The following is an 11,004-nucleotide window of genomic DNA, read 5'->3' on the forward strand; positions in this document are numbered from 1 at the left end:
CGCCGTGCCACACGGTTGGCCCGCAACTTGCCTGCAGCGGGGGCATGCTGTACCGCGCTTACCAGAACCAGGCCGACCTGCTCTCGCCATGGCGGCTCACCGCGCAGTACCTGGGCCGCGCCCTCTGGCAGGACGGTACCGAACGCACCGCGCTGCGGCGCATGGCCGCGCGCTGCGAGGTCTTCTCGCGCATGCGGCTCACCCACACGCGGCCGGCCTACGGCATCGACAGCGTGGTGGTCGACGGCGCCGACGTGCCCGTGCACGAAGAGGTCGCGCTGGTCTCGCCTTTCGGGACGCTGTTGCACTTTCGCAAGGCACACACCGAAGCGGTGCACCCGCGCGTGCTGCTGGTCGCACCACTGTCGGGCCATTTCGCCACGCTGCTGCGCGAAACCGTGCGCACCTTGCTGCGCGACCACGACGTGTACCTGACCGACTGGCACAACGCGCGCGACGTGCCGCTGTGGCAGGGTCGCTTCGGGCTGGACGACTACACGCTGCAGCTGATGCGCTTCGTCGAGGCCGTGGGCCCGGGCGCGCACATGGTCGCCGTGTGCCAGCCCTGCGTGGCCGCACTGGCCGCGACCGCGCTCATGGCGGAAGACGACCACCCGGCCACGCCGCGCAGCCTCACGCTGATGGCGGGCCCGGTCGATTGCCGCATCAACCCGACCGGCGTGAATGTGCTCGCGACCAGCAAGCCCATCGACTGGTTCCGCCGCAACCTCATCAGCCATGTGCCGTGGCCGCATGCGGGCGCGATGCGGCGCGTGTACCCGGGCTTCCTGCAGCTCACGGCCTTCATGAGCATGAACCCCGAGCGCCACAAGAAGCAGTTCGAGGACATGGAGCGCCTGCTCGTCGAAGGCGAGCTCGACAAGGCCCGCACCATCGCCGAGTTCTACGACGAGTACCTGGCCGTGAACGACCTGCCGGCCGAGTTCTACCTGGAGACCGTCGAGCGCGTGTTCCAGACCTACGACCTGCCGCGCGGCGTGCTCACCGTGGCCGGGCGCACGGTGAACCCCGCGGCCATCCGGCGCACCGCGCTGCTCACGCTGGAGGGCGAGCGCGACGACATCTGCGCGGTCGGCCAGACCGTGGCCGCCCAAGACCTGTGCAGCAGCATCCGCCCCTACCTCAAGACGCACCACCTGCAGGCCGGCGTGGGGCACTACGGCGTGTTCAGCGGCAGCAACTGGAACACGCAGATCTACCCGCGCGTGCGCGAGACGATCCACGCGGCCGACGAACTGCACTGAGCGCAACCCGCGTTCAATCTGGCAGAGACCGCGGGGGCTTTGGTTGCCCTGACACCCCTGGCTTCCTACAATCGACCCTATGAACGTCATGGTTTTCATCCCCGGTTTCGATCGCGCGGCGGCCTCTGCGGCCCCGGGCGACGCGCGCGTGCGCGCACCCGCGGCGATGACGGCGAGGTCGCAGCAGACCCTCGCACATCCCTGAGCCCGGCGGTCAGCCTCCTTTTTTCTTCAGCGCACATCGACCGTCGGGCACCCGCCCCGCGCGGTCGCGCGTCCTGGCTTTGATCCGCCCGGGCGACGCACCACTTCCCCCAGCGTCCGACCTTCTTCCCGCCTCCGGCCCCGTGCCGTGCGGAAGGACCTCGCCCGCTTCGCCGTCGTGTTTCGTCGTGAGGATTTCCCCGTGGTGGCTCTTGCCTGCTCCCCTTCCGTCTCTTTTTCGCCTTCGCCTGCCCTGCCGCCCTGGCCCGCCTGGCTGTCGTTCGACGCGCTGCGCCGCCGCCTGCTGCGGCCGGCCGAGCTGCGCATCGACGTCGATCCGAAGAAGGGCCGCCCGAGCGAGCCGCTGACACCGGTGTACGAGCGCATGCGCGCCATGGGCGAGCGGGTGCAGGACCTGCCCGCGCTGCGCCTGGACGACCCCGACCTGCGCGCGCGCTTTCGCGAGGCAGATGGCGAGACCTACGTGTACATCGAGGACGTGCGCCACCAGCGGCTGGTCGGCTACACCGTGTTCAACCGCCTGATCGAACTCGACCGCCGCGCCGACCGCCACATCCGCGCGCCGCATTCGCAGTACGACCCCGCCTACCAGCGGCGCGGGCTGGCCACGGCCGTGTACCGCTGGGCACTGGGCAGCGGCATGTGCCTGATGAGCGGCGCGCGCCAGTCGCCGGGCGCGCACGCGCTGTGGCTGCGCCTGGGGCGTGACTACACGACGGGCTTTGTCGACCTGCGCGAGAAGCGCCTGAGTTATCTCGGCGACGAGGTGGACGGCGACACGCTGTCGCAACTGCACACGCGCATGTTCATGCTCGGCGAAGGCTGGACGCTGGAGCGTTTCAGCAGCGAAACGCGCATGGCGATGCTCGAAACCGCCTAGGCCTGCGGCAACCGCTCACGCAAAAACCCGATGAGCTCCTGCGCCGCCACGTTGCGCATCGGCCCCGGCAGGTAGGCCAGCACCACGCGCCGCTCGATGCGCGGCGCCGACAGCGGCACCACGGCCAGCTCGGGGTCGCGCAGCGACGAGGTGTACAGCTGCGGCATCAGCCCCAGCGCCTGCCCGCTGCGCACCAGCGCGTAGAGCGTTTCGGAGTAGCTCACGCGGTACGGCTGCGCGCCCTGCGCGAACTGCGCGCGCGCCGGGTCGCCCAGCGCCGGCATGCTGCCGCTTTCGAACAGCACGAGGCGCTCGCTGCCGATGGCCTCCCAGCGCGCCTCGCCGGCCGCCGCCAGCGCGTGGTCGCTGCGCACCACCAGCACCAGCGGATCGCGGAACAGGTCGATGCACGTCAGTCCGCCCGGCGGCTCGGTGATCGCGGCCACGGCCATGTCGAGCTGGCCGCTGCGCAGCTCGGCCAGCAGCACCGTGGAGGGTGCATCGCGCCAGGCCAGTTCCACCTCGGCGCGCTGCTGCAGGAAGCCGGCCGCCGCCGCCGCGACGCGCGCGCTGGCCGAGGGGATCACGCCCACGCGCACGTAGGCCCGGCCGCGCTGCACCGTGCTCTCGATGTCGCGCAGCGCCACCTCGAAGGTGTGGACCAGGAAATCGGTGCGCGCCAGCACCTCGGCGCCGACGGGCGTGAGTTCGAGCCGGTGGGTGGAGCGGGTCAGCAGCTCGGCGCCGAGCAGCTTTTCCATCTGCTTGATCGCGTTGCTCAGCGCGGGCTGCGTGATGGCGAGCCGGCGCGCCGCGCGGCCGAAGTGCCCTTCCTCGACCAGCACCGAGAAACACTGCAGCTGGCGCAGCGTGAGCGCACGCAGGGGCAAGGCGGCCATGGGCGTCCTGGTTATCGATTCAATGAATCAAATTATAGAAATTCAAAATTTTCCTTATGAGTACGCACTGCCTAGACTGCGCCGCATGACCCTTGCCGCGCCTGCGCCCGCCGCCGCTCCTTTCACGCTCGAAGCGATGCTGCGCGCGATTCCCAAGGTGGAGCTGCACTGCCACCTCTTCGGCACCGTGCGCCACGACACCTTCCGCCAGCTCAACCAGCGCGCCGGCGCGCCGCTGGCCAACACGGAGATCGACGGCTTCTACACGCGCGGCGAAAAGCCCGTGGGCGTGCTGCGCGTGCTGCGCGCACTCGACGCCCAGCTGGTGCGCAGCGCCGACGACCTGTACCAGCTCACCCTCGAATACCTGCAGGACGCGGCCTCGCACCAGGTGCGCTACGCCGAGTTCTTCTGGAACCCGACCGGCACGGTGCACGGCTCGGGCATTGCCTACCCGCTCGCGCAGGGCGCCATCGTCCGCGCGATCCACGACGCGCAGCAGGCCTTCGGCATCACCGGGCGGCTCATTGCCGCCATCGACCGCGAGGCCAGCGCCGAGGCGGCGGTGGAGATGGTCGAGTGGGTCCGGGCCCACCGCTGCGACGAGGTGATCGGCATCGGCATCGACTACCGCGAGAACGACCGGCCGCCCGAGCTGTTCGCCCGCGCCTACGCCGATGCGAAGAAGGCCGGCCTCAAGACCACCGCGCACGCCGGCGAGTTCGGCATGCCCTGGACCAACGTGCGCACCGCGCTCGAGCTGCTGCAGGTCGACCGCATCGACCACGGCTACACGGTGGTCGACCAGCCCGACTTCGCGCGCCAGTGCGCCGAGCGCGGCGTGATCTTCACCGTGGTGCCGACCAACTCCTACTACCTGCGCACGCTGCCGCCCGAGCGCTGGGCCCTGGACCACCCGATCCGCCGCATGCCTGGCCTGGGTCTACGCATCCACCCGAACACCGACGACCCGACGCTGCACCAGGTCACGCCCACGGGCGCCTGGCTGATGATGGTGCGCGACTTCGGCTTCGGCCTGGACGACCTGCGCGGCTTCATGCACAACGGCCTGGACGGCGCCTGGATCGACGACACGCAGCGCCGCCAGTGGCGCGCCGAATGGAGCGCCGACTTCGACGCGCTGCGCGCCCGCCTGCCCTGCGAACCCACGCCTTCCGCCACCCCCTTCCCCGGATGAACCCCGCCATGACCACGAACCGCCGCCTGATCCTCGCCGCCGCCGCGCTTTGCGCCGCCCTGCCCATGGGCGCCTTCGCCCAGCCCGCCTGGCCCGCAGCCAAGCCCCTCACGCTGATCGTGCCCTTCACGGCCGGCGGCAGCGTGGACGTCAACGCCCGCCTCGTGGCGCAGCGCCTGGGCGAGCGGCTCAAGCAGTCGGTCGTGATCGAGAACGTGAGCGGCGCGGGCGGCGCCATCGGCGTGGCCAAGGCCGTGAGCGCTGCGCCCGACGGCTACACGCTGGTGGTCGGCCCCGACAGCGCCATCGCCATCGGCCGGCTGGTCAACCCCTCGGCCTTCCGCTTCGATCCGCTGAAAGACCTGGCGCCCGTCGGCCTGCTCAACACCGCGCCGATGGTGCTGGTGGCGCGCCCCGGCCTGGATGTGCGCAGCTACGCCGACTTCGTGAAGCTCGCCAAGGCCCAGCCGGGCCACTACAACTACGCCACCTCCGGCGTGGGCACCGTGCTGCAGCTGGCGATGGAACTGCTCAAGGAGCGAAGCGGCATCTTCGTGACGCACGTGCCCTACCGCGGCGGCGCACAGATCGCCACCGACGTGATCGGCGACCAGGTCGACCTTGCGATGCTGGTGAGCACCAGCGCCATCCCGCACGTGAACGGCAAGCGCCTGAAGGCCCTGGGCATCACCGGCAGCCAGCGCCTGCCAGCGCTCGCGCAGGTGCCCACCTTCAACGAGATGCCCGGTCTCAAGGGCTACGACATGGTGAGCTGGACCGGCATCTTCGCGCCCGCGAAGACGCCGCCGCCCGTGGTGGCGCGGCTCAACCAGGAACTGAATGCGGTGCTGCAGGAGGAAGGCGTGCGCGCCAAGCTGGCGGAGCAAGGCGCATTGCCGGGCAGCGGAACGCCGGAGGCGTTCGGGAAATTCGTGCAGGCCGAGTACGCACGCAACAAGAAGATCGTCGAAACCGCCAACATCAAAGAGTAGGCGGTCCGTCCATCGGCCGGCCGGGCTCAGCCGGCCTTTTCGTTGCTCTCGTCTTCCGGCCAGTCGCGGATGTACGCCTTGAGCATCTTGTTCTCGAAGTTCTGCGCGTCGACCACGGCCTTGGCCACGTCGTAGAAGCTGATCACGCCCATGAGCATGCGCTTGTCCATCACGGGCATGTAGCGCGCATGGCGCTCCAGCATGATGCGGCGGATTTCGTCGAGGTCGGTTTCGAGCGTGCAGGTGACCGGCGCGTCGTCCATGGCCTTGCGCACCAGCGTGGTCCCGACCTGACCGCCGTTGTTGACGACCGCCACGATCACTTCACGGAAGGTGAGCATGCCGACCAGGTCGCCGTGCTCCATGACCACCAGCGAACCGATGTCCTTGTCCGCCATGGTCTTGGCGGCTTCCGCCAGCGGGTCGTCGGGCGTGGTGGTGAAGAGCGTGTTGCCCTTGACGCGAAGAATGTCGCTGACTTTCATGGTGGTGCTCCTCTCGGGGATTCGTCGTTCTCGGCGTCGTGCCGATTTGAATATAGCCCACAATCGACGCCGACCCGAACGCCCCTGTCGCCTGTGCAAGCATTGCCGGCGTCACGGGGCATTGCGAAGAGACAACAGAAAGGCCTTCATGCCCGGTTATTCCGACCCCGGTTTCGACACCCTCGCGCTGCACGCCGGCGCCGCCCCCGACCCCACCACCGGCGCGCGGGCCGTTCCCATCCACCTGACGACCTCTTTCGTCTTCGAATCCAGCGACCACGCGGCCGCGCTGTTCAACCTGGAACGCGCCGGCCACGTCTACTCGCGCATCAGCAACCCGACCAACGCGGTGCTGGAGCAGCGCGTGTCGGCGCTCGAAGGCGGCATCGGCGCCATCGCCACGGCCAGCGGCCAGGCGGCGCTGCACCTGTCGATCGCCACGCTGATGGGCGCGGGCTCGCACATCGTGGCCAGCACGGCGCTGTACGGCGGCTCGCAGAACCTGCTGCACTACACGATGCGCCGCTTCGGCATCGAGACCACTTTCGTGAAGCCCGGCGACCTCGACGCCTGGCGCGCCGCGGTGCGCCCCGAGACCAAGCTCTTCTTCGGCGAGACCGTGGGCAACCCGGGCCTGGACGTGCTCGACATTCCCGCCGTGAGCGACATCGCCCACGAAGCCGGCGTGCCGCTGCTGGTCGACTCCACGCTCACCTCGCCCTACCTGATCAAGCCCTTCGACTGGGGCGCCGACTTGGTCTACCACTCGGCCACCAAGTTCCTGTCGGGCCACGGCACGGTGATCGGCGGCGTGGTGGTCGACGGCGGCAGTTTCGACTGGGAGAAGTCGGGCAAGTTCGCCGAGCTCACGCAGGCCTACGACGGCTTCCACAACATGGTCTTCAGCGAGGAAAGCACCGTCGGCGCCTTCCTGCTGCGCGCGCGCCGCGAAGGCCTGCGCGACTTCGGCGCCTCGATGAGCCCGCACACGGCGTGGCTGATCCTGCAGGGCATCGAGACGCTGCCGCTGCGCATGGAGCGCCACATCGACAACACGCAGAAGGTGGTCGAGTTCCTGGCCAGCCATCCGTTCGTGTCGCGCGTGGGGCATCCGCTGATCGAATCGCACCCGAGCCATGCGCTCGCGCAGAAGCTGCTGCGCCACGGCGCGCGCGGCGCCGGCGCGGTGTTCAGCTTCGACATCAAGGGCAGCCGCGCGCAGGGCAAGGCCTTCATCGAGGCGCTCAAGCTGTTCAGCCACCTGGCCAACGTGGGCGATTGCCGCAGCCTGGTGATCCACCCGGCCAGCACCACGCACTTCCGCATGACCGACGAGGCGCTGGCGGGCGCGGGCATTTCGCAAGGCACGATCCGTCTGTCGATCGGACTCGAAGATCCGGCCGACCTGATCGACGACCTCAAGCGCGCGCTGAAGGCCGCGGAAAAGGCGGGTGCCTGAGATGAACTACACCGTCAACGGCCACGACACCTACTGCTACACCGCCGGCAAGCCCTTCGATGCGGCCAAGCCCACGGTGGTGTTCATCCACGGCGTGCTCAACGACCACAGCGTGTGGATCTTGCAAAGCCGCTGGTTCGCCAACCACGGCTGGAACGTGCTGGCGGTCGACCTGCCGGGCCACTGCAAGAGCGCTGGCGCGCCGCCGGCCAGCGTGGAAGAGGCGGCGCAGTTCGTCATTGCGCTGCTCGACGCGGCGGGTGTGCAGAAGGCCGCGCTGGTCGGCCACAGCTTCGGCTCGCTGATCGCGCTCGAAACCGCGGCGCGCGCGCCGGAGCGCATCACGCAGCTGGCGATGGTCGGCACGGCCTACCCGATGGTGGTGTCGCCCGCGCTGCTCGAAAGCTCGGTGAGCGACCCGCAGCGCGCCATCGCGATGGTCAACACCTTCTCGCACTCGCTGCTGGCGCCGCCGCCTTCGTCGCTCGGCCCGGGCACGTGGCTGTACGGCAGCTCGCGCGCGCTGATGCGCCGCGTGCTCGCGAGCAACCGCGAGGCCAATGTGTTCCACATCGGTTTCAAGGCCTGCAACGACTACGCCAACGGCGAGGCGGCGATGGAGAAGGTGCAGTGCCCCGTGCTGTTCCTCCTGGGCGACGCCGACCAGATGACGCCGCCGCGCGCCACCAAGGCGCTGGTGAGCAAGGCGCGCAACGCCAAGGTGGTGACGGTGCATGCCGGCCACGCGCTGATGAGCGAGGCGCCGGACGAGGTGCTGTTCGCGCTGCGCGACTTCGTCGCAGGCTGAAAGAACGCAGGGCGGCGTTTCAGCTGCTGTTCAGCTGCCCAGCGCGTTGATGTCCGCCGGATCGAGCAGCACCTTGCGTGCGCCCCGGCGTGCCACCGCGAGCATCGCGCGGCCCACCTTCTCCGTGGTGGTCACGCGGTCGGGCCACCAGCGGTGGGCCAGCCCGAGCACGGGCTTGAGCACCACGATCGCGGCGTCGTACAGCGGCGTCTTCGAGCGCACGCCGTGCAGCGGCTGGATCATCCCGGGCCGGAACATGTAGGACGCGCGAAACGGCAGGCGCATCAGCGCGTTCTCGGTCGCGCCCTTCACGCGCGCCCACATGCGTTCGCCGCGCTCGCTGCTGTCGGTGCCCGCGCCCGTCACGTAGGTGAAGGTCATGCCCGGGTTGAGCCGCGCCAGCACGGTGGCGGCTGCGATCGTCAGGTCGTAGGTGATGCGCTTGTACTCCGGTTCCTTCATGCCGACCGACGACACGCCCAGGCAGAAGAAGCAGGCGTCGAAGCCCGTCAGCTGCGACTCGATGGCGCGGTAGTCGTACATGTCGGTGTGCACCAGGTCCTGCAGCTTGGGATGCTGCTGCCCGGTGGCACTGCGTCCCACGGCGACCACGCGTTCCACGTCGGGCGCCAGCAGGCACTCGCGCAACACGCCCTGCCCCACCATGCCGGTGGCGCCAAAGATCAGGATGTTCATGGGAGGGAAGCTCCGAAGCGGTCAGACCGCGAAGGCCGCGGGCTTTTTCTCGAGCACGGCCAGCAGCAGGTCGACGTCGAGGCTGGAAGGCTGCGGCGGCTGCAGCGCGCCGAGCAGGCGCGACAGCGTTTCGATGTGCGGCAGCAGCGGACCGAGAAAGCGCGTGCCGTCGGCGCCCGCCACCAGCAGGGTCGGGAAGGTCTCGACGTCGAAGGCGTCGGCGATCTCGGCGTGGTCCTCGATGTCGACCCAGGCGAAGCGGAACTGCGGATGCGCCTTTGCCAGCTCGACCAGCAGCGGCCGGTAGTCGCGGCAGGTGCCGCACCATTCGGCGCACAGGCACACGACCCACAGCGCGTTGGCATCGGCGGAAGAATCGACGGGGACGACGGGAACAGCGCTCAAGGTGGATACGGCGAAGGTGGGATGGCGAACCCGGGTGGTGCGGCCGCGGGGTCGTGGCTATTATCAACAAAGCCCCTGCGGGGCGCAGGAGACCCACGATGAACACCTCCACCCCTGCCGCACCGGACACGCCGGCCACGGTCGATCCGCGCCGCTTCACCAGCTTTGCCGAGTTCTATCCCTTCTATCTGACCGAGCACGCCAACGTCACCTGCCGGCGGCTGCATTTCGCGGGCTCGACGATCTCGCTGCTGTGCCTCATGGCCCTGGTGGTCACGCTCAATCCGTGGTGGCTGCTGGCCGGGCTGGTGGCGGGCTACGGCTTCGCCTGGGTCGGGCATTTCGGCTTCGAGAAGAACAAGCCGGCCTCGTTCAAGCGCCCGCTGTATTCCTTCATGGGCGACTGGACGATGTACCGCGACATCTGGGCCGGCCGGGTCAAGATCTGACGGCCCGAACGCCAGGGCGCTCCTAGATCAATAGCACGTCGCCCAGCCGCAGCGTGCGCAGCGGGCCCTTCTGCCACAGGTCTTCCAGCGGCTCCGCGCGCGGCATCAGCAGCTCGCGCAGCAGCGGCTCGATGGGTGTCGACGGGTCGGCCAGCAGCACGTAGCGCGGGTCCTGGTTGGCGGGCTCCTCGGCCAGCGGCGCGATCCAGTCGAGCCGCACCAGCGCCTCGAGCACCGGCGCCAATTGCAGCCCGTCGACGCGCATGCGCGTCAGCAGCTCGCTCGCGCCCATGCCCTTGGCCGGCGTGGCCTGCGCGCGCGCCAGGTGCTGCAGCACCTCCATCGCGAGCTGCATCGGCCAGCCCGCCGCGCCGCCCCGGCGCGCCACGCCCGTCAGCAGGCTCGGCAGGTAGGCCGCGATGACGGCGCCCAGCAGCACGATCACCCAGGCCACGTAGATCCACACCAGCAGGATCGGGAAGGTGGCGAAGGCGCCGTACAGCACCGAGTAGGTCGGCACCAGGCTCAGGTAGTAGCCCAGCACGCGCTTGGCGATCTCGATGGCCGCCGCCACGAAGAGGCCGCCGGCCCAGGCGTGCGACCAGCGCACCGTGGTGTTCGGCACGTAGTGGTACAGCCCGGCCATGCCGGCCGCGAGCAGCAGGAATTCCAGGGTGTCGAAGGCCAGCTTGACGATGCCGCCGCCCACCACGTCGCGCGACGCGGCGAACACGTACGAGGTGGTCGACAGGCTCACCGCGAGGATCAGCGGCCCGAGTGTGATGGTGGCCCAGTAGATCAGCACCCGCTGCGCCAATGGCCGCGGCGTGCGCACGCGCCAGATGTTGTTGAGCGTCTTGTCGATGGTGAGGATCAGCGCGATGGCGGTGATCAGCAGCACCACCAGGCCCGCGATGCCCAGCCCGCTGGCCTTGCTCGCGAACTGGTTCAGGTAGCCCAGCACCTGGCGCGCGATGTTGTCGGGAATCAGGCTCTCGATCAGCCAGCGCTGCAGGCGGCCCTGCATGGTGGCGAACATCGGGAACACGGTGAACAGCGCGAGCGCCACCGTGAAGAACGGCACCATGGCGATGGTGGTGGTGAAGGTCAGGCTGCTGGCCGTGAGGCCGAGGCGGTCTTCGCGGAAACGCTCGCCCAATACCGCTGCGGTGTTGCGCCAAGGAAAGCGCGAAAGATCCCTCCAAAGCTGCCTGCGATTCATGGCCGGTATCATGCCATCCGC

The 11,004-nt window shown here is 69.2% G+C and carries 12 protein-coding genes; 7 read left to right on the forward strand and 5 right to left on the reverse strand.

What is annotated here, in order from left to right; translation table 11 throughout:
- The first annotated feature begins 44 nt into the window (after positions 1-44).
- A complete protein-coding gene (locus AC57B8_RS30660) occupies positions 45-1,265 on the forward strand; it encodes a polyhydroxyalkanoate depolymerase (protein WP_496481650.1) in 1,221 nt (406 codons plus the stop codon).
- 406 nt (positions 1,266-1,671) lie between these two features.
- Positions 1,672-2,370, forward strand: a complete 699-nt coding sequence (locus AC57B8_RS30665) for an N-acetyltransferase (RefSeq protein ID WP_492695036.1) — start codon at positions 1,672-1,674, stop codon at positions 2,368-2,370.
- On the opposite strand, the gene AC57B8_RS30670 is transcribed toward AC57B8_RS30665, so the two are convergent.
- Positions 2,367-3,269, reverse strand: coding sequence for a LysR family transcriptional regulator (locus tag AC57B8_RS30670; protein WP_390345325.1), 903 nt, complete (start codon positions 3,267-3,269; stop codon positions 2,367-2,369). The two genes, AC57B8_RS30665 and AC57B8_RS30670, sit on opposite strands and share 4 nt — an antisense overlap.
- An 85-nt stretch (positions 3,270-3,354) precedes the next feature.
- On the opposite strand from AC57B8_RS30670, the gene AC57B8_RS30675 reads away from it, so the two are divergent.
- Together AC57B8_RS30675 and AC57B8_RS30680 are read left to right on the forward strand one after the other, a co-directional pair.
- The gene (locus AC57B8_RS30675; RefSeq protein WP_496481651.1) at positions 3,355-4,467 is read left to right on the forward strand and encodes an adenosine deaminase family protein; all 1,113 of its coding nucleotides are present in this window, start codon (positions 3,355-3,357) and stop codon (positions 4,465-4,467) included.
- Positions 4,468-4,475: 8 nt separating this feature from the next.
- Positions 4,476-5,459 carry a Bug family tripartite tricarboxylate transporter substrate binding protein gene (locus AC57B8_RS30680; RefSeq protein WP_496481652.1) on the forward strand — a complete coding sequence of 328 codons (984 nt, stop codon included), beginning with the start codon at positions 4,476-4,478 and terminating at the stop codon, positions 5,457-5,459.
- A gap of 26 nt (positions 5,460-5,485) precedes the next feature.
- On the opposite strand, the gene AC57B8_RS30685 is transcribed toward AC57B8_RS30680, so the two are convergent.
- Positions 5,486-5,944: a CBS domain-containing protein gene (locus AC57B8_RS30685; RefSeq protein WP_062476634.1), complete on the reverse strand. Its 459-nt coding sequence runs from the start codon at positions 5,942-5,944 to the stop codon at positions 5,486-5,488.
- Positions 5,945-6,092: 148 nt separating this feature from the next.
- Between AC57B8_RS30685 and AC57B8_RS30690 the strand changes: the two genes are divergently transcribed.
- Positions 6,093-7,403, forward strand: a complete 1,311-nt coding sequence (locus tag AC57B8_RS30690; protein WP_496481653.1) for an O-acetylhomoserine aminocarboxypropyltransferase — start codon at positions 6,093-6,095, stop codon at positions 7,401-7,403.
- A gap of 1 nt (position 7,404) precedes the next feature.
- The gene (locus AC57B8_RS30695; RefSeq protein WP_492729699.1) at positions 7,405-8,211 is read left to right on the forward strand and encodes an alpha/beta fold hydrolase; all 807 of its coding nucleotides are present in this window, start codon (positions 7,405-7,407) and stop codon (positions 8,209-8,211) included.
- A gap of 30 nt (positions 8,212-8,241) precedes the next feature.
- Here the strand turns inward: AC57B8_RS30695 and AC57B8_RS30700 are convergent, their stop codons facing one another.
- Positions 8,242-8,907 carry an NAD-dependent epimerase/dehydratase family protein gene (locus tag AC57B8_RS30700; RefSeq protein WP_159275174.1) on the reverse strand — a complete coding sequence of 222 codons (666 nt, stop codon included), beginning with the start codon at positions 8,905-8,907 and terminating at the stop codon, positions 8,242-8,244.
- 21 nt (positions 8,908-8,928) lie between these two features.
- Complete coding sequence (locus AC57B8_RS30705) at positions 8,929-9,312, reverse strand: thioredoxin family protein (RefSeq protein WP_139705773.1); 384 nt, start codon at positions 9,310-9,312, stop codon at positions 8,929-8,931.
- Between the two features lie 98 nt (positions 9,313-9,410).
- Here AC57B8_RS30705 and AC57B8_RS30710 point away from each other — a divergent pair, with 98 nt between their 5' ends.
- A complete protein-coding gene (locus tag AC57B8_RS30710; protein WP_496481654.1) occupies positions 9,411-9,761 on the forward strand; it encodes an Mpo1-like protein in 351 nt (116 codons plus the stop codon).
- Positions 9,762-9,783: 22 nt separating this feature from the next.
- Here the strand turns inward: AC57B8_RS30710 and AC57B8_RS30715 are convergent, their stop codons facing one another.
- Positions 9,784-10,995, reverse strand: a complete 1,212-nt coding sequence (locus AC57B8_RS30715) for a YihY family inner membrane protein (RefSeq protein ID WP_496481655.1) — start codon at positions 10,993-10,995, stop codon at positions 9,784-9,786.
- Between the last annotated feature and the right edge of the window lie 9 nt (positions 10,996-11,004).

The organism is Variovorax sp. BGA-UO-ETr-C22, assembly GCF_059567965.1.